The organism is Hymenobacter chitinivorans DSM 11115, assembly GCF_002797555.1.
Classification (GTDB): domain Bacteria; phylum Bacteroidota; class Bacteroidia; order Cytophagales; family Hymenobacteraceae; genus Hymenobacter; species Hymenobacter chitinivorans.
The window spans coordinates 2006102-2025431 of the sequence record NZ_PGFA01000001.1; the positions used below are offsets into that span (position 1 = coordinate 2006102).

Annotated in this window: 20 protein-coding genes; 2 read left to right on the forward strand and 18 right to left on the reverse strand. The window is 62.2% G+C overall.

Going from position 1 to position 19330, the window contains the following annotated elements; all coding sequences use genetic code 11:
- The first annotated feature begins 22 nt into the window (after positions 1-22).
- On the forward strand, positions 23-490 hold the full coding sequence (locus CLV45_RS08430) for a hypothetical protein (RefSeq protein ID WP_100335920.1): 468 nt from the start codon (positions 23-25) through the stop codon (positions 488-490).
- Between the two features lie 11 nt (positions 491-501).
- Here the strand turns inward: CLV45_RS08430 and CLV45_RS08435 are convergent, their stop codons facing one another.
- From CLV45_RS08435 to CLV45_RS08445, 3 genes are all read right to left on the reverse strand, one after another.
- Positions 502-942, reverse strand: a complete 441-nt coding sequence (locus CLV45_RS08435) for a DUF2147 domain-containing protein (RefSeq protein WP_245882783.1) — start codon at positions 940-942, stop codon at positions 502-504.
- Between the two features lie 124 nt (positions 943-1066).
- Complete coding sequence (locus CLV45_RS08440) at positions 1067-1507, reverse strand: DUF2147 domain-containing protein (protein WP_100335921.1); 441 nt, start codon at positions 1505-1507, stop codon at positions 1067-1069.
- Between the two features lie 643 nt (positions 1508-2150).
- Positions 2151-3032 carry a C40 family peptidase gene (locus tag CLV45_RS08445; protein WP_100335922.1) on the reverse strand — a complete coding sequence of 294 codons (882 nt, stop codon included), beginning with the start codon at positions 3030-3032 and terminating at the stop codon, positions 2151-2153.
- A 215-nt stretch (positions 3033-3247) separates the two neighbouring features.
- Here CLV45_RS08445 and CLV45_RS08450 point away from each other — a divergent pair, with 215 nt between their 5' ends.
- Entirely contained in the window at positions 3248-5047 is a 1800-nt protein-coding gene (locus CLV45_RS08450; protein WP_100335923.1) for a M61 family metallopeptidase, read from the forward strand.
- 223 nt (positions 5048-5270) lie between these two features.
- Here CLV45_RS08450 and CLV45_RS08455 read toward each other — a convergent pair whose 3' ends face one another.
- From CLV45_RS08455 to CLV45_RS08515, 15 genes are all read right to left on the reverse strand, one after another.
- Positions 5271-6839 carry a S8 family peptidase gene (locus tag CLV45_RS08455; protein WP_157807373.1) on the reverse strand — a complete coding sequence of 523 codons (1569 nt, stop codon included), beginning with the start codon at positions 6837-6839 and terminating at the stop codon, positions 5271-5273.
- Positions 6840-7040: 201 nt separating this feature from the next.
- Positions 7041-8984, reverse strand: a complete 1944-nt coding sequence (locus CLV45_RS08460) for a KUP/HAK/KT family potassium transporter (protein WP_100335925.1) — start codon at positions 8982-8984, stop codon at positions 7041-7043.
- A 113-nt stretch (positions 8985-9097) separates the two neighbouring features.
- Complete coding sequence (locus CLV45_RS08465; RefSeq protein WP_157807374.1) at positions 9098-9676, reverse strand: hypothetical protein; 579 nt, start codon at positions 9674-9676, stop codon at positions 9098-9100.
- A gap of 99 nt (positions 9677-9775) precedes the next feature.
- Positions 9776-10405 (reverse strand): FKBP-type peptidyl-prolyl cis-trans isomerase, encoded by a 630-nt coding sequence (locus CLV45_RS08470; RefSeq protein WP_100335927.1) that lies wholly within the window; start codon positions 10403-10405, stop codon positions 9776-9778.
- Positions 10406-10666: 261 nt separating this feature from the next.
- The gene (locus CLV45_RS25450; RefSeq protein WP_262496868.1) at positions 10667-10801 is read right to left on the reverse strand and encodes a hypothetical protein; all 135 of its coding nucleotides are present in this window, start codon (positions 10799-10801) and stop codon (positions 10667-10669) included.
- Positions 10802-11050: 249 nt separating this feature from the next.
- Positions 11051-11191 (reverse strand): hypothetical protein, encoded by a 141-nt coding sequence (locus CLV45_RS24880; protein ID WP_157807375.1) that lies wholly within the window; start codon positions 11189-11191, stop codon positions 11051-11053.
- A gap of 135 nt (positions 11192-11326) precedes the next feature.
- On the reverse strand, positions 11327-12277 hold the full coding sequence (locus CLV45_RS08475) for a hypothetical protein (protein ID WP_100335928.1): 951 nt from the start codon (positions 12275-12277) through the stop codon (positions 11327-11329).
- 157 nt (positions 12278-12434) lie between these two features.
- On the reverse strand, positions 12435-13136 hold the full coding sequence (locus CLV45_RS08480) for an XAC2610-related protein (RefSeq protein ID WP_100335929.1): 702 nt from the start codon (positions 13134-13136) through the stop codon (positions 12435-12437).
- 17 nt (positions 13137-13153) lie between these two features.
- Complete coding sequence (locus CLV45_RS08485) at positions 13154-13999, reverse strand: polysaccharide deacetylase family protein (RefSeq protein ID WP_245882788.1); 846 nt, start codon at positions 13997-13999, stop codon at positions 13154-13156.
- A 48-nt stretch (positions 14000-14047) separates the two neighbouring features.
- Positions 14048-14587 (reverse strand): hypothetical protein, encoded by a 540-nt coding sequence (locus CLV45_RS08490; protein WP_100335931.1) that lies wholly within the window; start codon positions 14585-14587, stop codon positions 14048-14050.
- 96 nt (positions 14588-14683) lie between these two features.
- On the reverse strand, positions 14684-15781 hold the full coding sequence (locus CLV45_RS08495; RefSeq protein WP_100335932.1) for an OmpA family protein: 1098 nt from the start codon (positions 15779-15781) through the stop codon (positions 14684-14686).
- Between the two features lie 126 nt (positions 15782-15907).
- Positions 15908-16369, reverse strand: coding sequence for a DUF1572 family protein (locus CLV45_RS08500; protein ID WP_100335933.1), 462 nt, complete (start codon positions 16367-16369; stop codon positions 15908-15910).
- An 83-nt stretch (positions 16370-16452) separates the two neighbouring features.
- Entirely contained in the window at positions 16453-17337 is an 885-nt protein-coding gene (locus tag CLV45_RS08505; RefSeq protein ID WP_211289917.1) for an aldo/keto reductase, read from the reverse strand.
- Positions 17338-17450: 113 nt separating this feature from the next.
- Positions 17451-18509, reverse strand: a complete 1059-nt coding sequence (locus CLV45_RS08510) for a bifunctional transcriptional activator/DNA repair enzyme AdaA (protein WP_100335934.1) — start codon at positions 18507-18509, stop codon at positions 17451-17453.
- Positions 18509-19288 (reverse strand): isocitrate lyase/PEP mutase family protein, encoded by a 780-nt coding sequence (locus tag CLV45_RS08515; RefSeq protein WP_100335935.1) that lies wholly within the window; start codon positions 19286-19288, stop codon positions 18509-18511. The genes CLV45_RS08510 and CLV45_RS08515 overlap by 1 nt, the downstream gene beginning before the upstream one ends.
- Positions 19289-19330 lie beyond the last annotated feature (42 nt).

Consider the following 19330-nt stretch of genomic DNA (forward strand, 5'->3'; position numbering starts at 1 on the left):
CCTTACCGTTGCCCGTTACTTTATGACTACCAAACAACGTACCGTTCTTAAGAAACAATTGCTGTCGGAGTGCCGCCGCGTGCAGCAGCTCAAGGCCGACAACGCCCGCCAGGCCATGCTCGACGTGCAGGAAAGCGCCAAGGAGAGCCAGGGCGCCATCGAAGACAAGTTTGAGTCGTTTCGGGAGGCCTGCCAGATTCAGCGCGACCTGTTTGCCCGCCAGCTCGACGAGGCCCTAAACGGCCTGCAGGCCCTGCAGCGCGTCCCCGAAGCCCGGCCGCCCAAAAACCAACCCGGCGTGGGCACGGTCGTCGTCACCGATTCGCAGCGCTTCTATATCTCGGTGAGCCTGGGCGAAATCAAGGTTGACGGCACGCCCTACTTTGCTATTTCGGCGTTTTCCCCGCTTTACCAGGCCATGGCCCAGAGCCGGGTGGGCGAAACTTTCAGTTTCCGCGGCAAGCCCTACCGCATTGAGGAGGTGTTTTAGGTACCTAACCTCTAGCGCACCCGCACCCAGTAGTGGGAGCGGCCAATGAGCGAAAAACCGATATAGCCTTTCACTTCCAGCTTGTCCTTGCCGGCCATACTCAGGTAGCAAGAGTAGGTGTGGCCGTTGCTGGGGTCGTAAATCTGCCCGTCTTCCCACCGGTCGGAGCCCGGGTTGTAGCGCAGGCCCTGCAGCACCGGCATGTTGTGCAACGGCACGGTGCGCTTGTCGGGGTCGGGGTTGTGCTGGTCCAGCTTGGGCTTGCCGGTAATGGCCTCCTGGGGCTGTTGCAGCCACACTAGTTTGCCGCAGAGCAGCTCCCCGCAGCGGTAGATTTCGATGTGCGACTCGCCCGTGTCGTCGGCCCACACGCCCAGGGGCACGACCGTTTGGGCCGCGGCTCCCCACGAGCAGGCCAGGCAAAGCAGCAAACTGAGCAGAATGGTTTTCAAGGCGCGGAAGGAGTGGACCGCCTAAACCGCCGATGGCCGGGGAAGGTTTCCGGCTGGAAGGTAGCAGAAAAAAAGCGACGCCCCGAGGGGGGCGTCGCTTGTCCGTTCGGGGCCGGGTGGGTGGTTATTTCACCCGGGTCCAGGTCTGGGATTTGCCGATCAGCGAGAAGCCGATGTAGCCTTTTACTTCCATGGTGTTGGCGTTGAGCACCTTCATGTAGCAGGAGTAGGTTTTGCCATCTTCGGGGTTGTAGATGGTGCCGTCGTCCCACTTGTTCTCGCTGTCCTTCTTGAAGTCCTTCATGAACACCAGACCCAGGCGGGGGCGGTTGCGCAGCTTGGGGTCGGGGTTCTGCGAGTCAAGCTTGGGCTTGCCGGTGGCCGGGTCGTTGGGTACGGTCAGGGTCACGATTTTGCCGTAGAGCTTGTCGCCCTGCTGGTAGATTTCAAACGTGGCCTTCTTTTCCTCGTTGGTCCAGATACCGAGCGGGGAAAGTTTTTGCGCCGACGCCAGGTTCGCGAAGCCCAACAGCAGGGCCAGACACAGGAACAGGGTTTTTTTCATGGGTACTAAGGGTGAGTGGGATATTGACGCGAAAAAGATAGGATAAAACTCTGGAATACGCGGCATGCGCCCCAGTTTATCCGTTGGGGCCGGCAGTTGCAAGTTTGAGGCCAAGACGCAATCCGCATCCGGAGCTACCGCATTAGAAATTTTTTAATGAAAAAAAGGTGCTGATGGTCAGTGGTATGGCTAAAAATCTTCGCAAACAGCCTAAAAAAAGGCGTTTCCATTTTGAACCATCCCGCCCTCTATTTACTTTAACTGCCAGTAGTGAGTGCTACGACCCCATCCAAGCAGCCCTAAGGTGCTGGGTAGCGCCGATGGGGGATGTCGGATCTAAAGAAAGGAGGTACAAAATGTCTAGTAGTCCCAAACAAATCCTGCCAAGCCTGTCGAATGTAGTCCGCTTCACCGCCGGACGCGCTTAACAACAGCTTTCGCGCGGAACCTTTGTTAGCCCTTCAGGGCGGGTTCCCGCATTCTGGCAAGGTCTTACTCAACGGATGACGGGGCTGTACCCCAGGCTCGTCGCTTGGTAAGATTTGAAGGATTAGATACCCGGTTTTGCCCAGCAGCCTCCCTGGAGGTTCTGCATAGGCAAACCGGGTATCGTTTTTTATAGCCGTTATGAATTGCCGGGCCGTTAGTTCTGATGAACTACCGGCTTTTTTGTGCCCGGTTTTTTGCTCGTGGTCTTCTTCGCCGCCGGTTTGGCCGCGGGCTTGCGTGCCGTAGCGACTTTGGTTTTGACCTTCGCCGGAACCGGGTGCGTGGTTTTTACCACCGTCTTGGTCTTAGTGCGCTTCACCGGGCGGCGGACTACTCTGGGCGCGGGTACTACGAGCGTGCTGGCCACCTGCGGCGCTTTGGGCTTAAGCGGAGTCACCGGAGCCACGGCGGGCCCGGCTGCTTTCGGCGGCGACGACTTAGCGGGGCTATTAACCACGGCCCCATCCAGCACCCGCCGGATGCCCATGAAGCGCCGCTCATAATCGGTGCCTTCCACCTGGCTGATTTTCACGCCCGACTCGCGCCGGGCCGACGAGGAGTGAATAAACCGCAGCGGCTCGCCCGGCTCCGAGATGATAATGCCCGCGTGCCCCGGCGTGGTCGAGGTTTGGGCCGTGCCGGTGAAGATGACCATGTCGCCGCGCCGGGCCTGCTCCCGCGGCACCGCCCGGCCCGCGTTGATGAGCAAGGCCGTGGAGTGGGGCACGGCAATACCCACGTGGTTGTAAACGTAGAGCAGAAAGCCCGAGCAGTCGAAGCCGCCGGTAGGGGTGGTGCCCGCGTAGGTGTAGGGCGAGCCCAGCTGCTGCATGGCAAAGTCGATGAGGCGGTCGGCGCCGGGCAGCTCTCCACTGGGGGCTGCCGCCGGGGGCATGGTGTCCGACACGGCCCGGGCCGGCACGTCGGAGCTTACCACGGCCACCGTGCGGCCGGGCTGCTTGTGCAGGTGCTGCCAGCTAAAGAAAGCCACGAGGCCAGCTACCAGGGTCAGGAATGTAAGCCAAACGTACCGCATACTGCCGTAAACATAGGCGCCGGGATATATCGGGCCGCCTTGCCCTAACGGAGGAGCTCGGGTGCGGGTTCCTCGAAAAAATGGTTTGGGCCCGCCAAAGCGCGTTACGGCCGGGTTGGGTTTCGGCGCTATCTTGCAACCCCGGCCGCTTTTTGGTGTCGGGAAAGTGGCGCTGGCCGCCCGTAGTTCCTTTCCTTACTCACTCCTTTTTCCGCATGATTCACTCTTCTCTCCGCCGGCTGCTGGCCGTGGCCGCTCTGCTGCTGCTGAGCCAGTTTGCGCCGGCTCAGGCGGCTTCCACGCTGCGCTACACCCTGTCGATGCCGGCGCCGCAGACGCACTACTTCGAAGTTGATATGGCCCTGGGCGGCTTCAGCAAACAGTATACTGACGTGAAGATGCCGGTGTGGGCGCCGGGTTCGTATTTAGTACGCGAATTTGCCAAAAACGTCGAGGGCTTCGGGGCCAAAGCCGGCTCCGAAACGCTGCGGACCGAGAAAATCAGCAAGAATACCTGGCGGGTGTACCACCCCAAAGCCAAGGACTTCACGGTGCATTACCGCGTGTATGCCTTCGAGCTGAGCGTGCGCACCAGCTTTATCGACGCGGCCCACGGCTATTTGAACGGCACGAGCGTGTTTATGTACCCGGCCGAGGGCCAGCAGCTGCCCAGTACCCTCACCGTGCAGCCCGCCCCGGGCTGGACCCAGGTCACGACCAGCCTCAAGCCCACCGGCGGCGCTTTCACTTTCCGCTCGGCCAACTATGATGAGCTGGCCGATTCGCCCATCGAAATCGGGACCCACAAGGTGCTCAGCTTTGAGGCCAACGGCACGCCCCACACCATTGCCATGTTTGGCAACCCCCAGTACGACGAGGCCCGGCTGCTGGACGGCATGAAGCGCACCTGCGAGGAGGCGCACCGCGTGGTGGGCCAGAACCCGCTGGACCGCTACGTGTTCATCATCCACAACATTGACCGGGGTACGGGCGGCCTGGAGCACCTGTTTTCGACTACGCTCTCGGTTTCGCGCAACGCCTACAGCTCGGAAGCCGGCTGGAAAGGCTTTCTGGGTTTGGTGGCCCACGAGTATTTCCACCTCTGGAACGTGAAGCGCATCCGGCCCGTGGCCCTGGGCCCGTTCAACTACGACCAGGAAAACTACACCCACATGCTCTGGGTCAGTGAGGGCGGCACCGAATACTTCAGCAACCTGATTGTGCAGCGCGCCGGCTTCGTAACCCCGGACGGCTATTTGGCCGACCTGAGCAACGGCATTGGCCGCGTCGAGAATACGCCCGGCAACAAGCAGCAGTCGGCCGCCGAGTCGAGCTTCGACGCCTGGATTAAGTACTACCGGCCCAACGAAAACTCGCAGAACACCGGCATCAGCTACTACGACAAGGGCGAGGTAATCGGGGCCGTGCTGGACTTGATGGTCATCAACGAAACCAAGGGCCAGAAAAGCCTCGACGACGTGATGCGCTACCTCTACGACCAGTATTACAAGAAGCTGGGCCGGGGCTTTACGGATGATGAGTACCAGGATGCCGTGGCCAAAGTAGCCGGCCGCCGCTTCGACGACTTCTTCCGCAAAAACGTGTACGGCACCGAAACTCTGCCCTACAGCACGGCCCTGGGCTACGCCGGCCTGACGCTGACCACCACGCCGGTTTCCTCGGATGCTTCCCTGGGCGCCAACGTCAGCACCACGGGCGGTAAGTACACCGTGACCAGCGTGGTGCGCAACGGCAGCGCCTGGCAGGGCGGCCTGAGCGTGGCCGACGAAATCCTGGCCATCAACGGCGCCCGCCTTACCGACGACCCCAACAAGCTGCTGACCGGCGCCCCGGCCGGCGCTACTATCACGCTGCTCGTAAACCGCGACGGGCAAATCAAGGAGCTGACGTTGCCGCTGGTTGCCAATGCCACCCAGCGCTACCGCATCGAGAAGCTGCCCAACCCCACGGCCGCCCAGCAAACGGTGTTCAACAAGTGGCTGCGGGTGAAGTAGGGTAAAGCTGTAGAACGGTCATGCTGAGCGAAGTCGAAGCATCTCTACCGCCAAAGTAAAATCAATTACCATTGCGGGAGAGATGCTTCGACTTCGCTCAGCATGACGGTTACTGTGGCAACCTCAGCACGCGAGATGTCTTGCTAGGCTCGAAAGGACGTGCTAAATGATAAAAGGCCGCGGAGATATACTCCGCGGCCTTTTGTGTTTAATAACAAGGATGCTACAGCGGTAGCACGCCTACGGCGGCACCCACGTTGACGCGGCCCCAACCGAAGCTGCTGCTGCGGGCGTTGCGGTTGCTGCTGCTGGCCACCAGGCGGCTCATGATCTGGGCCCGGCTTTCGGCGGGGTAGCGCGACCAGACGACGGCGGCCATGCCGGCCATGCTGGAGGTGGCCACCGACGAGCCGCCCACGGTGCTGGGCGCGTCGCCGCTCATGGCCAGCGTCAGGGCGCGCCGGTCGTTGCTGGTGCGCTGCATTACCACGCTGAACTCCACATCGGCGCCGGTGTGGCACTCGTCGCAGCGGCTGGTGAGGTCGTCCTTGAGGCCGGTCACGGCCACCGCTTCGGCCAGGGAAGCGGGGTAGATTACGCCCACCCAGCCCGCGCTCCAGTCGAAGGAAGTGCCGGCGGCGCAGAAGATGAGCTTGCCCTTGCCGTAGGCGTAGCGAATGGCGTCGGTCATTTGCGACGACGAGGTCAGGCGGCCCATGCTCATGCTGATGATGCGCACGTCCGCGCGGTTGCCGGCCAGGATGTAGGCGTCCGACACCCCTTTTACTTCCCGGCTGCCGTCGATAAACACGTCTTCCGAAGCCCGGATGGTTATCAGGCTGGCGTTGTAGGCTACACCCACTGAGGCGCCGTCGGTGCCGCGCGGGGCGGCGGCGGCCCCGGCCATGCTGGTGCCGTGCCCGCAGCCGTCGTTGGGGGTTTCGGCCTCGCCGTAGGGAATGCCGAAGATGGAGTTGCGGGGCAGGGTCACGAGCCGTTCGATGGTGCGGCCCGAGCTCAGGCCCTGGTTGAAGGCCGAGTCCAGATTCTCCTGAGCATCAGAGCTTCCGGAGTCGATAATGACAATCTTAACGCCCTGCCCAGAGCTCTGGCTCCAGCTGGCCCGGATGCCGTGGTACTGGTCGGCCTGGTTCCAGCTCGACTTGCTGCCGTTGCTGAGCGTGGCGTAGTCGGAGCCGGCTACCAGGCCGGCCGTAGCCGTGTTGTTGCCGCAGCCGCTGCTGCTCAGGGAAGAGGCCGTTTTATTAGCTATAGTAGTGGGCCGGTTGGGCTCGTAGCCGATGGGCTCGGCGTAGCGCACCAGCGGGGAGGTGCGCAGCTGCTGAATGGTGCTCAGCTCCCGCACGGTCACGTCGAGCACGGGCAGCACGTTTTCCTGGTAGGCAATCAGGTCCTGCAGCGTCAACTCGGGCCGGGTTTTGCGCTCCTCGGCCAGAATCAGGGCCAGCACCTGCTCCCGGGCGGCCAGCCAGGCGGGGTCGGTGGCGGCATTGTCGGGAATGGCAGCACCCGCGCCCACTGGCCGGTAGCCCACCGACAGCACATAGTCGGAGCGGGTCAGGGCGCTCCACACGAAGTGGGGCGTGGCCTGGTTCCAGTCGAAGACGCCGGTTTGGTTGAGCGTTTTGAGAATGTGCTCGTCGAGCTGCTGGCTGCTGAGGGCCTCTTTGGGGTTGTCGGCGGGCTGGGGCAGGAGCTGGTCGTCGGCCTGCTGCTGACAGCCGGCCAAGAGCAGCCCGAGCAGGGCCGCGGAAAGGGTAGTGGTACGCATAGAATTGTGGGTGTTTGGGTTGGAACGAACAGAGCAATAGGCGAATGGACGCAAAACATAGTTTAAATACAATATGCTGCTAGCATAACATTTTGGCCATCGGACTCGTAGCCCAGCCACCATTGAAAACGAAAAAAGCCCCGCTGGTGCACAGCAGGGCTTTTTTCGGCAGGTCGACTAAATCGGCGGGTTCAGAAATTCTTACATCACCCGTTTCAGGGCCACGTCGCGCACGGGGGTAATGACCAGCGGCACCTTTTCCACCTTCACCGAGGAGGTATCGAGGCCGAAGTACTTGTCTTCCGAGGCAATAAACTGCTTGATGTAGAAGTAGGCCTGCATCACGAGCTTTTCCATGACGGGGAAGTCGTTTTCCACCGAGAGGAATTTCTCCAGCACCACGAAGCGGAAGTCGCCGGTGACGTGCTGCTTGCTGAGCGACTCGTAGCGGGAGGTAATGTCCACCTCGCGGTTGCGCACCAGGTCTTCCACCACCTTGCGGAAGTAGAGGTTGATGCGCTGCTCGACGCGGAAACCCAGGCGGAAGGTGATACGGAAAGCGTCGTCGGGGGCCAGCTCCACCACTTTGTACTCCATGGTATACGGCTCGTCGGTGGTGTCCACGTGCACAAACCAGTAGATATCGGCCCGCTTGGGACGCTTCTGGAAGATGGAGTAGATAATCTTGGACTCGATTTCGGAAGCCCGCTCGGCCGAGGTCATGAACACCAGGTGAGTAGCGTACTTCGGCACCGATTCGTCGTTGCTGAGCTCTTTCAGCGCGTCCATGTAGGGGTCAATCTTGACGAATTCCGTCAGGCGGCGCTTGATGTAGTAGGCGCGCAGCCACACGTACATTACCCCAATGAGCGTGGAGCCGATGGCCAGCGACACCCAGCCGCCGTGGGGAAACTTAATCAGGTTGGCCACCAAAAACGAGCCCTCAATACCGCCGTAGAGCAAGGCAAACAGCACCACAACCACCAGCGGCACCCGCTTGGAGCGCAGCCACATGGTGAGCAGCAGCGTGGTCATGAGCATGGTCAGGGTAATGGCCAGGCCGTAGGCGGCTTCCATGTTGCTTGACTCGCGGAAGTAGAGCACCACCCCGATGCAGCCCAGCAGCAGCAGGCGGTTCATGCTAGGCACGTAGAGCTGGCCCTTCACGTCGGTGGGGTAGTTGAGCTTCACCTTGGGCCACATGTTGAGACGAATGGCCTCGGCCACCAGCGTAAAGGAGCCCGTAATCAGGGCCTGGGAGGCAATGATGGCGGCAATGGTGGCAATGCCGATACCGATGAGCAGAAACCAGCTGGGCATGAGCTCATAGAACGGGTTGCGGCCGGCCAGCTGCTGGCCCTGGTGGCTGAGCAGCCAGGCACCTTGGCCGAAGTAATTGAGCACCAGACAGGTTTTGACGAACACCCAGCTGATGCGGATGTTGCCCTTGCCGCAGTGGCCCAAGTCGGAGTACAGGGCCTCGGCCCCGGTGGTGCACAGGAATACGGCCCCCAGCAGCCAGAACCCGCCGGGATATTCCACCAGCAGCTCGTAGGCGTAGTAAGGGTTGACGGCTTTCAGAATCGTCGGGTTCTGCACAATCCAGCTCACGCCCAGTACGCCCAGCATACTGAACCACAGGAACATAATCGGCCCGAAGGCCTTGCCCACAATCTGGGTGCCGAAGCTTTGCAGGAAAAACAGGCCCGCAATGATGGCAATGACGATGTAGACGATAATGTCCTGGCTTAGGTGCGGATACACCTGCTTGAGCCCCTCAATGGCCGAGGCCACCGAAATGGGCGGCGTAATCACGCCGTCGGCCAGCAGGGCCGCACCCCCGATGATGGCCGGCACGGTCAGCCAGGCGGCCCGGCGGCGCACCAGGGCGTAGAGCGAGAAAATGCCGCCTTCCCCGTTGTTGTCCGCATTCAGAGTGAGCAGTACGTACTTGATGGTAGTCTGCAGGGTCAGGGTCCAGAGCACGCAGGAAATGCCCCCCAGCACCAGCCGCGGGTCGATGAGCTCGGGCACAATGGCCTTCATCACGTAGAGCGGGGAAGTCCCGATGTCACCGTAGATAATTCCGAGGGCAATGAGTAGGCCGGCAGTGGAAATGGCGGTGTGCCGATGTTTGGCGTCCATGAGAGGAGGGAAAAGGAGAAGCTTGCCTTACAAATAAAAGCGGGCAAAGGTAGGGCAAACCCGCTAAATCAATGATGAAGGATAGATTAGGTTGACCAGCCCGGCGCCGGCGCTTAGGGAAGCGGCGTAAAGCCTTCCGCCGCATCAGCGGCGTGTTGCGCTTGCGCGGCTGCAGCCACTGCCGCCGCTTCGGTTTCGGCGCGCAAGAGAGCTTCGGCAGCGGCGGCGGCTTCGTCGTGGCGCTGACGGATGCGGTGGTTGGCCTCGGCTGCCAGGCGGAGCCAGGGCTCGGAGGCGCCGGAAAAGGAAAAGTAGGCGGCTTCACGGCCCAGGCGAAACAGGCGCAGGCGGTTGGCCCCACGGTTGCCGTAGGCCAGAATAAGGGCGCCCAGGGCCATGCCAAACATGGCGGGCATGGTCCGCAGCCAGTTTTGCAGAAAAGCCAGGGTAAAGCCGGCCAGTACCAGGCCGCCGAGCATAAACCAGAGCAGCCAGCGTACGGGCTGCACTTCCACGCCTTCCAGTTCCAGCAACGCATAGCGCTGCCCGTTGATGGTCAGGTTGTCGGCGGTGAGCTCCAGGCGGCCGTTTTCGCTGCGGAGCGTGGGCAGCGGGGCAGCTTCAGCCCGGGCGGCGGGTTGCGGAATAGGATGTGGCTCGTCGGAGGGGAGCGGAGTATCAGGGGCAGACATGGGGGCCGGGGCCGCAGGGCGTTTTACTTCGGCCGTGCTGGTGCGCACCCAGCTCGGGGGCTGGGTGGCACTAGCGGTACGAGAGGCCGAAGCCGGGCTTCAGTTGTTTACTTTGATCAGCTCCACGTCGAAAATCAGAGCCGAGTCGGGCCCGATGTCGCGGCCGGCGCCACGCTTGCCGTAGGCCATGTCGGAGGGGATGTAGAGGCGCCACTTTGAGCCTTCGGGCATCAGCTGCAGGGCTTCTGTCCAGCCGGCAATAACCTGATTGACGCCGAAGGTGGCGGGCTGGCCGCGCTGGTAGCTGCTGTCGAATACGGTGCCGTTGAGGAGCGTGCCGTGGTAGTGGGTGGTTACTGAGCTGCGGGGGCCGGGCTTCTGGCCGCTGCCTTCGGTCAGCACTTCGTACTGCAGGCCGCTGGGCAGGGTGGTTACGCCGGGCTTGTTCTTGTTTTCGGCCAGAAAGTCTTCGCCGGCCTGTTTGTTGTTGCTCATATCTTGGGATTCTTGGGTGTCATCTTCTTCGGGGCCGCCCATCTGGGCTTGCAGCTGCTCCATGGCGCTGCGCATCTGCTCCTGGCTGAGGCGGCTGGGCTCTCCGGCCAAACCTTCCTTGAGGCTGGCGGCCAGCACGTCGATGTCGAGCTGCAGGCCCTGCTGGGCAAAGTTGCGGGCCAAATCGCGCCCGATGATGTAGCTGATTTGCTCCTGGAGGCTGTTTAAATTCATAAACCAGTGAGGTTGTACGCGGCTTCCGGCCCGGCGCAGCACCGTGGGCTCGGGGCGGAAGAAGTCGGTGGGTGAAACAAAGCCAGCGGCCCCGCACGGGCCGTGGAACTGTGAAGTACCGAAAACCGGCTCGAATGGATGTGGTTTTTTTATTTTGGCCCGGCTAACCCCCTGATTCTGACTGGCGGATTATTTACGGCCTAAAAACAAAAAAGCTCCGCCGCAGCGGAGCTTTCCTTTACGCTTGGCCCGCGCAGGAGCTTAGCAGTAGTAGCACTGGTCTTCGCCCCGCAGGTCAAAATGCAGGTTGAGGTCTTTGAGTTGAGCCGTCAGGTAGCCCAGGGACCCAAGGCCGCCCAGCAATAGCAGCGACGATAAGGCAGTGGTCTTTTTCATGATAATACAGGTATGTTAAAGCAATTCAGCTTGTTGAGTGCAAAGGTAATACGGAATGGTTAGGATATTGTTATGCAAGCATAACTTTTTTGTTGTTCCCGCCGCCTGCTTTTTTCAGTCCGAATTGCTTTTGCGGGGTGAGCACCAGCCGGTAAATCAATGCTCTGACTAGAAGTAATCCGGCCGGAAAACAGCAAAGCCCCGTCGGAAACGGGGCTTTGGTGAAATTAGCGCCGGTGGCGAGTCCGCTCAGCAGTACTCGTCGGGGGCGTCTTCGTCGCGCAGGTCGAAGCGCAGGCTTAGGCCGCGCAGCTGGCTCCAGAGGAAGCCCAGGGTGCCCACGCCGCCGAGCAGGAGCAGGGCGGAGAAAGTGGTGGATGGTTTTCGCATGACATAAGCTGGTCAAAGGTGAATGTCAGGGAATTTGGGGCCAATATAGCCCTTTTGCTGTATAAGGCCGGCCCCGCCGTCAGTTGCCCGGTGCCCTGGTTGCCAAAGCCGGGCTTGGCTGCCCACAACCCGGCCCTAGTCCTGGCCCGAATCCTGGCCCTGGCTGGGGCCGCCACCCATGCCCCCGAGCATGATGCGCAGCGACATACCGGCAATCTGCATCTCGTCCTTGGCGTAGTCGAGCACGGGGGTGGTGGTTTTGATTTTGAGGTCCTGGTCGGTGACGGGCTTACGCTGCACGTTGGCAAACTCGTAGACCATGCGCTGCTTGCGTTCCTTGTCGAAGTACACGACCAGCTTGGTGATGCCCTGCTTTTCCTTGACGTAGACCGGGTGGGCAAAGTTGAGGGCGGCCGGAATCTGGGCCGAGGTCCAGACGTCGAGGGCAAAGGGCTTCTGGCTGCCCGTGGCGCCGGGGCCAGTGGTGGTAGCCGCCGCGGGGTTTTTGAGGGTGTAGGTGGTTTTCTGGCTGGGCAGGCCGGCTACCACGGCCGTTTCGGTGGTGGGCTTCACGGCATAGTCCACTTCCGTTACCACGATGCTCTGCCAGGTTTTCTTCACCGATGCCGCGTTGTAGGTGTAGGCCACCTGGTCGGGGGCGGCCTGGGCTGCGAGCAGCAGCAGGCCGGTGTTCTTGGCGCTGTCGAAGAAGTTTTCCAGGTGGTACGACAGCGCGTCGGTGGTGGCCCGGGCCTGGGTACCGCGGCAGTAGATGGTACCGGTGCGGGGCAACATCAGGGCGCCCATCGTCATGGCCGGGCTTAGCTGGGCAGCCTCCGCCTGAAACTGCTGCTGCTCGGCCGGGGTGAGGCTGGCGGCCAGCCGCTCCATCTGGCCCTTCAGGTCGCCCTTGGTAGGGTCGAGCTTGGTGAGCATTTTGTCGTAGGGGTTGCCCGGCAACGAGACGCGGGTTGTGATGACGCCCTGGGTAAAGGCGTCGGCGACGGGGGCGGGGGTAAAGCTGGCGGCCAGCACGAAGGTGGCGGGCAGCACGGCCGCGGCCAGAACGGAACGGGTTATGCGCATAGCGAAAGGAGAAAGGAAAGGATAGAAAGGAAAGACCAGCTGGGGCGGGACGCTGGAAAGGGCCCCGCCGTATTAATGGGGGCAAATCTATATAGATAAAACCAAATGGGCCGGCACCGGGCCCCGGCCGCCACGTCTAGTTTCGAAGCGTTGGGCGCTAGTCCTTGTAATACTCTTTGAGGGGAAAGCGCCGCACGGCCGTGCGCCAGCGGCCCTGTACCAGCTGGCGGGTCGTGACGACGACCTGCTCTGCGGCGCTGGTGGCGTCTTCTTCCACGGTCTTGGTTTCGAGCAGGCCTTTACCCGGCACCACGGCGTATTCGGTGGTCAGGTGCCAGCAGCAGCCGTCTTTTTCATAGGTAATAAGCCGCTGCCGGGCCCGGTCGACCTGAAACATGCCCAGGTTTTCGGAGGCCAGGGTGGTCAGCTCGGCGCTGGGCACGAATTTGCGGGGGCGGCTGGCGTACACGTACACGTCGTAGGACGGGCCGCCGTAGCTGCTGTTGTTGCCGTTGCGGATGGCCAGGTCCTCGGTGCCGTCGAAGTTGAAATCGGCGAAAATCAGCGGGCTTTGCTCCCCGTAAAGCTCCACCACGTTCACCGTCGGCTGAGTGTGGTTCTTGTCGTCGAGAAAGAAGTTCAGGTCGGCGGAGGTGAAGGTCTGAACCAGCTGCTTGGTTTGCTTGCTGAACAGCCGCACGGTGCCCGGGCCCTCGCACTGGCCGTCGGCGCAGCCGGCCACGGTCAGCTCGGCCGAGTACCGGGCCGAGCCAGCGCTGAGAGTGAAGCGGCGCTGGGCCTGGCTGGCAGTACCCAGGCTCAGGCTGAGTAGGAGCAGAAGGGAAAAGCGGAGCGTCATTCGGGTGGGCCGGGCGGTTAGGGCTTCCGAGTAGCTGACGCTTGGGCGGCTTTAACTTTTTCGGCTACTTCTACCATCGGGGCCACCCAGATTTCCTTTTCGTGGGCTTTAAGGTAGCGCAGCAGCTGGCGGTGGGCCTTCAAATCCACGTTGAGGCCGTGGCCGCCGCCCACGCCGTGAAACAGAAACACCAGCAGCGTGTGCGACGCCTGGGCCTGCTTCACCAAGTCTACCAGATAGTCGCCCGACTGCCCGTTAATCATGTAGCTCTCGATGTTGGTCAAGTCAATCTGGGCGGGCGTTTGCAGGCCGGCCTGCACGCCGCGGGCGGCCACGAAGTCGGGGCGGAGCTGGTCGTAGAACTTGACGCCGCCGATGGTCAGGTCGCCGCAGGGGTAGGCGAAGGTGCGGGCCGTTTTGCCGTCGATGGCGTTGAGCAGCACGTTGTTGACCCGCGCTTCCTGCACGGCCCGATTGACGGTGTACTTGCTCAGGTCGTTGTCGGGCGTTACGAAGCTGCGGCCGGGCAGGCTGCCGTCGCAGGGGTGCATCAGGGCGTGGTTGCCCAGCTCGTGGCCCCGCTGGGCGGCACGGCGCCACTCGGGCAGGCGCTTGGCCACCACCGGCGAGGAGCCAATCAAATAAAATGTGCCCCGCAGCTTCACCGAGTCTAGGGCCGGCACTACGATGTCCAGGTCCCCGTCGATGGCGTCGTCGTAGGTCAGTACCACGGCGCACTGCTTGTTGTTCCAGGCGGGGTTCGTCTGGGCGTTGGTGGCGGAGTGAATGCCCACAATCAGCAACAGGGCGGTAGTAGCACTACTTAATCGGACGGCCATAGGTAGCTTGGAGGCGGGTTGCATACGTTCAGGGGAAGCTTGGGGCATTGTGGTCGTCAGGTGGTTTGCGGCCTAAAACTGCTTGGCAATCTTTTTTAGCAGCATCTCTACCATAACTCTGTATTTGTACGTGTCCCGCTCCCCCACAAAATTGAACACGTACTTATCGTTGGTAGTCAAGTCACGAATATACGCGTCCACCGATTCTGGGTACAGGGTACCACGGTTCGGATTATAGCCTATATATTCCCCCGCAATAAACGTGTAGAAGGATGAATTGAAAAATAAGTACTTGTAGCCGTGGTCTTGGTAGTAAGCAATGGAATCGTCCGTGGTAATTCGATAGGCATACGGGTACTGCGCTGCCGTTTCCTGCAGTTGAGTGTTGGCTTCACCAATCACCGAGTTATGATCTTTGTGAGCCCCGTACTGCATGGGGTTCATGCCTTTGGGTCGTTGGGAAGGCACTTCCGCAGCTTCATACGTAATGAATAGCAGTTTGGTCTGTGGCAAATCAGCGGGCAGCTTTTTCTTAATAATCTCACCACGGGGCATTACCCGCACTTGGGTAGTCGTTTTGGGGGGCTTGCTGAGCGCAAAGCGGCGTTGCACAAGCTAGTCCGGCCAGAGCTGGAAAGTGGCGTAAAGAAGGGGGCATAAACGATTGTTTGGCGCAAGCTAGTGAATCCTGTGGCAGACTAGCCGGGCTTACTTTACCTCCTCCACTTCCACGCGGCGGTTGCGGGCGTCGGGCGAGGCGTAGAGCGGGCGGGTGTCGCCGTAGCCGGCGGTGCTGATGCGCTCCGCCGCAATGCCATCCTTTACCAAAAACGCTTTTACCGCCTCAGCCCGCTGCTCGGAAAGCGCCTGATTTTTCTCGGGCTCCCCAATTTTGTCGGTGTGGCCACTGATGCGCACCCGCAGCGTGGGCCGGGCCTTGAGCTCGGCGGCTAGCTGGTGGAGAGCCGGTACGCCCTCGGTCAGCAGCTCGGCCGTGCCCAGCTTAAAGAGCACGGTGGGCAGCACCACGGGCGTCGGGGCCACGACTACGGGCGTCGGAGCTGGGGCGGGGCGGGCCGTGTCGAGGGGCGGCAGGGTGGGCGTAGGCGCCGGGGGGGGCGTGGCGGCCACTGGCGGGGTGGCTTTGGGCGCGGGGGGGCTGCCGGTTACCCGAATGGTGATGGGCACCACCGGGCTCTGCTTGGTGGGATAGTAGCCCTGGGCCAGGTAAAACGTGGTGGTTTTGGCGAGCTTGGTGCGGTAAGTGTTGCCCGTCGTGACGGGCTGCTTAAGCTCAGCATCGGCGTACCAGAGCACGTTGCGGCCCGTGACGCGAATCGTGGTTTCGACGCCGGCCGCCACCGTTGCCGCCGATTTGAGCTTGACCCGGTAAAAGGTGAACGTGCCCACGTCGCAGTCGCCCACGGGGCGGTAGGCGGCTTTGCCGGTGAGCTTTTCCAGGGCGGGGTCGTAGGTGAAGGTAATGGCCCCGTCGCACCAGTAAGTGAAGGCCGAGCCCCCGGTTTCATTGAGCTTGCGCCCGTGCTCGATGCGTACTCCCTTGGCCGTGGGCGTGCCTTGCACCTGAAACGTGACCGAGGTGCCGGGCTGCCCGCCTACTTCCTGGTAGAGCACCCCAAACAGGCCGGTGCCCTTGCCTTTCTGGAGGCGGAGCACGGCCGGCCAGTTGGCCCCCGGTTCCCCGGTATCCGTTTCCACGCCCTGCCATACGCCCGTCACAGACTGGGCGTGTACCGGGCCCGCCAGTAGCAGGCCCACAATGCCATACCAAAAGCTGCGTTTCATGCCGCGAAATAAAGCTGATTTAGGCTCAGAATCCAGAGGGTATAGTTGGTTTTGGTGGGCCGAATAGCTGCTCAAAAGGGGGCAAACGCCGGATTCCGTTCCAAGCCCGCCGCTAAACTTCCCCGGCTACTGTTTCGCGGGCTGCGCGTCCAGTAGCCGCCGATGGTAATTGACTTGGCCCAAATGATAAGCCAGATGCGTAGCCAAGTGCACCAGAAAGTATTCGGTGGACGTTTTTTCCTCGAATATTAGCAGCGGATATTCTTGGGCCAGGCGGCTGGCGGGCAGGTGCCGTAGGGTGTGGTCGACGAGCTGGGTAGTTTCCGTGAGCTGGCGCAGCAGCTCGGCCCGAGGCACGTGTTTGGCAGAGAATTCCAGGTCGCGCTGCCGGGTGTAGGCCACGCCGCCCAGCTCGGCCCCGATGTAGGTTTTCAGGTTGCCGACCAGGTGCAGGCACAGGTTACCGGCGGGGTTAGCAATGCCCGGCGCGGTGAGCCAGAGGTTTTCCTCGTGGTGGTACTGCGTGATTTCCTGGTGGAGACGGTGCAGGTCGCGCCGGAAGAGCTGGCGGAGGGTGTCGGTGAGCATGCGGCAAGGTATCAAAAAAGGCGGGGCCCCACGAGTAATGGAGCCCCGCCGCAATGCGAATCAGCCGGCAGGAACGTACCCGGCTAACCCAGGTAGGCCATATCCTCGGCGCTGAGGTGCAGGTCGCGGGCCTGCAGGTTTTCGCGCAGGTGGGCCAGCGACGAAGTGCCGGGAATGGGCAGCAGCCAGGGCGACTTGTGCAGCAGCCAGGCCAGGTTTACCTGGGCTTCGGAGACCTGGTGCCGGCGGGCAATTTCACTAATGCGGCTGTCGGCCTTGGGTAGAGCGTGGAGCAGGGAAAAGAAGGGAATTAGCGGCAGGCCGTGCTGCTCGCACAAATCCAGCACTTCCTCGCCGCCGGGGTTGGCACCGCCGTGGGGCAGCTGTACGGTGGTGCGCTGGGCGTAGCCGTACATGTTTTCAACCGTCGCAATAGAGCCCAGCTGCAGGCCTTCTAGCAGCTCCGGCCGGGTTACGTTGCTCAGGCCCACGTGCAGAATCTTGCCCTCGCGCTGCAATTCAAACATGGCCCCGAGCTGTTCGGCCAGCGGCACCGGCCCGGCGCCCATCAGGCGCAGGTGCACCAGCTGAATCTGCTCCTGACCCAGGGTGCGCAGGTTGTTGTCGATGCTGGCGCGCAGCTGTTCGGGGCGGTGGTAGGGCACCCAGCTCTTATCGGGCCGGCGGGTGGCGCCCACTTTGGTACAGATAACCAAATTGTCCGGATACGGGTGCAGGGCTTCCCGAATCAGGCGGTTGGTGACGTCCTGGCCGTAGTAGTCGGCCGTGTCGAGAAAGGTAACGCCCTGCTCGACGGCGGTGCGCAGAATCTGCAGGGCCTCGGCCCGGTTGGCGGGCTCCCCCCAGATTTCGGGCCCGGTGAGGCGCATGGTGCCGTAGCCGAGGCGGGAAACGGTCAGGGGCTGAGCTGAATTCGGGGCAATGGTAATCGTGGTCGGAACGGACATGGAAAAGGAGTTAAGCAGGAAAGACGGCATGCAGTAAAAGCCCTACGCAAAACGGCAGGCTAGGTCTGCCTGTTACCCAAGCAGCCATTTAACCCCGCCGCCGGGCTTGGGTACTAGGCGCCGCCCCGTTCGAGCTCGAGCAGCCATTGCTTGCGCCACAGGCCCCCGCCGTAGCCGGTCAGCTGCCCGTGGGCGCCCAGCACGCGGTGGCAGGGAATCAGGATGGCCACCCGGTTCAGCCCGTTGGCGGCCGCCACGGCCCGTACGGCGCTAGGCCGGCCCAGCGCCGCGGCCTGCTGCCCGTAGGAGCGGGTGCTGCCGTAGGAAATCTGCTCCAGGGCCCGCCACACAGCCTGCTGGAAGGCGGTGCCGGGCGTGTGCAGCGGAACCGAAAACTGCTGGCGCCGGCCCCCGAAGTACTCGGCCAGTTGAGCCCGGAGCACCGCAAAATGGGGATTCTCACTTGGTACGATGGTGGCCGTCAGGCGCCGGGCCAACTCCTTAAGCTCCGTTTCCAGCATGCGCCGGTCGGTAAACTCCAGCAGACAGATGCCACGCTCGGTGGCGCAGGCCAGCATGCTGCCCAAAGGCGTTTCCAGGCGCGTAAGGTTGATGATATGCTGCTGTCGGCTACGGGTTGGGGCTACACCGAAGACGGCCTTAAACGAATCCTGAAAGCCGCTGAGCGACTCGTAGCCGCTATCGAAGGCGGCGGCCGTCACCGTTTCGCCGCTTTGCAGCTGCCCGAAAGCCCGGTTCAGGCGATTCAGGCGCTGATAGGCCTGAAATGTAAGCCCGTGCTGGCGCCGAAACCAGCGCCGCACCGTGGCCGGTTCCAGGCCCCGTTGCCGCAGGTCGGCGTCGGAGATGCGGACCGTGGGCTGCTCGGCCAGCTGGTGCAGCAAGCGGGCAATGAAGGCCGGCGTCGCGTCGCGGGGGGCCAGGGGCGTGCACACTTTGCACGGGCGGTAGCCGCGCAGCAGGGCCTCCCGGGCGGTGGCAACAAACTCGACGTTGCCGAACTTGGGCTTGCGGGCCGGGCAGGTAGGTCGGCAGAAGATGCCGGTGGTTTTGACGGCGGCAATAAAGCGGCCTTCGTAGCGGGCATCTTTTGCCAGCAGGGCCTGGTAGCATTCTACCGGAGTTAGGGCGAAGAGTTCCGGGTGGGGCATCAGGCAAACAGGGAAGTACAGGTTTGGTCGTGCTGAATCTGCTGGCTAAGCTGCCGCTGCCGAGTGGTCAGGGCTTCAAACAGAAAATTGCCCAAACTGATGCGCCGCACCCCCGCCGCCTGCAGTTCCCCGAAAGCCGGCAGGCCCGGCACAGCCATAACGTTCAGGGGCAGACGGCTGGCCCGGCACAGGTCGTGCATGGCGGGCAGCTCGGTCAGGCCGGGCACAAACAGCCCGTCGGCCCCGGCCGCTTCGTAGAGCTGCTGGCGAAGTAGGGTCGCTGGCAGCGGATTGGCCGAGCCCAGCAAGTACGTGTCGGTGCGCACGTTGAGAAATACCTCGACCCGGGCCTGGGCCAGCTCGGTGCGGATGGTGCGCAAAGTTTCGGCAAAGCCGGTGGGCTCCAGCAACTGCCGCCCCCCGGCAACACCCACGGAGTCTTCGAGGTTGATGCCGACTACGCCCAGGCTGGCCAGCTCCCGAATGTGGGCGGCAATCTGGGCCGGGTCGCGGCTGTAGCCCCCTTCCAGGTCGACGGACACTGGCAGGGTGGTGCTGGCACAAATCCGGCTAACTAGGTAGCGCAGTTCGGGGAAGGGCAGCTGCTCGCCGTCGGCGTAGCCCAGCAGGGCGGCCATGGCGGCGCTGGAAGTGCCCACGGCGGCGAAGCCCAGGGCCTGGCTGGTACTGGCGCTGCGGGCGTCCCAAGCCGGGGCCAGCAACAGGGGCGCGGCCTGGTAATGCAGGTTCTTAAAGTGGTGGTAGGGGCGGTGGGTCATTGTTTTTCAGGCAAAGGAAGCCCCGGAACGCCGGCCGGCGCA

Coding starts and splice junctions, on each gene's coding strand:
- CLV45_RS08480 (WP_100335929.1), bottom strand. CDS start 13,136: ATGACGCTCCGCTTTTCCCTTCTGCTCCTACTCAGCCTGAGCCTGGGT.
- CLV45_RS08460 (WP_100335925.1), bottom strand. CDS start 8,984: ATGGACGCCAAACATCGGCACACCGCCATTTCCACTGCCGGCCTACTC.
- CLV45_RS08455 (WP_157807373.1), bottom strand. CDS start 6,839: ATGCGTACCACTACCCTTTCCGCGGCCCTGCTCGGGCTGCTCTTGGCC.
- CLV45_RS08430 (WP_100335920.1), top strand. CDS start 23: ATGACTACCAAACAACGTACCGTTCTTAAGAAACAATTGCTGTCGGAG.
- CLV45_RS08450 (WP_100335923.1), top strand. CDS start 3,248: ATGATTCACTCTTCTCTCCGCCGGCTGCTGGCCGTGGCCGCTCTGCTG.
- CLV45_RS08445 (WP_100335922.1), bottom strand. CDS start 3,032: ATGCGGTACGTTTGGCTTACATTCCTGACCCTGGTAGCTGGCCTCGTG.
- CLV45_RS08510 (WP_100335934.1), bottom strand. CDS start 18,509: ATGCCCCACCCGGAACTCTTCGCCCTAACTCCGGTAGAATGCTACCAG.
- CLV45_RS08475 (WP_100335928.1), bottom strand. CDS start 12,277: ATGCGCATAACCCGTTCCGTTCTGGCCGCGGCCGTGCTGCCCGCCACC.
- CLV45_RS08485 (WP_245882788.1), bottom strand. CDS start 13,999: ATGCAACCCGCCTCCAAGCTACCTATGGCCGTCCGATTAAGTAGTGCT.
- CLV45_RS08440 (WP_100335921.1), bottom strand. CDS start 1,507: ATGAAAAAAACCCTGTTCCTGTGTCTGGCCCTGCTGTTGGGCTTCGCG.
- CLV45_RS08500 (WP_100335933.1), bottom strand. CDS start 16,369: ATGCTCACCGACACCCTCCGCCAGCTCTTCCGGCGCGACCTGCACCGT.
- CLV45_RS08515 (WP_100335935.1), bottom strand. CDS start 19,288: ATGACCCACCGCCCCTACCACCACTTTAAGAACCTGCATTACCAGGCC.
- CLV45_RS08505 (WP_211289917.1), bottom strand. CDS start 17,337: ATGTCCGTTCCGACCACGATTACCATTGCCCCGAATTCAGCTCAGCCC.
- CLV45_RS08470 (WP_100335927.1), bottom strand. CDS start 10,405: ATGAATTTAAACAGCCTCCAGGAGCAAATCAGCTACATCATCGGGCGC.
- CLV45_RS25450 (WP_262496868.1), bottom strand. CDS start 10,801: ATGAAAAAGACCACTGCCTTATCGTCGCTGCTATTGCTGGGCGGCCTT.
- CLV45_RS08465 (WP_157807374.1), bottom strand. CDS start 9,676: ATGTCTGCCCCTGATACTCCGCTCCCCTCCGACGAGCCACATCCTATT.
- CLV45_RS08495 (WP_100335932.1), bottom strand. CDS start 15,781: ATGAAACGCAGCTTTTGGTATGGCATTGTGGGCCTGCTACTGGCGGGC.
- CLV45_RS24880 (WP_157807375.1), bottom strand. CDS start 11,191: ATGCGAAAACCATCCACCACTTTCTCCGCCCTGCTCCTGCTCGGCGGC.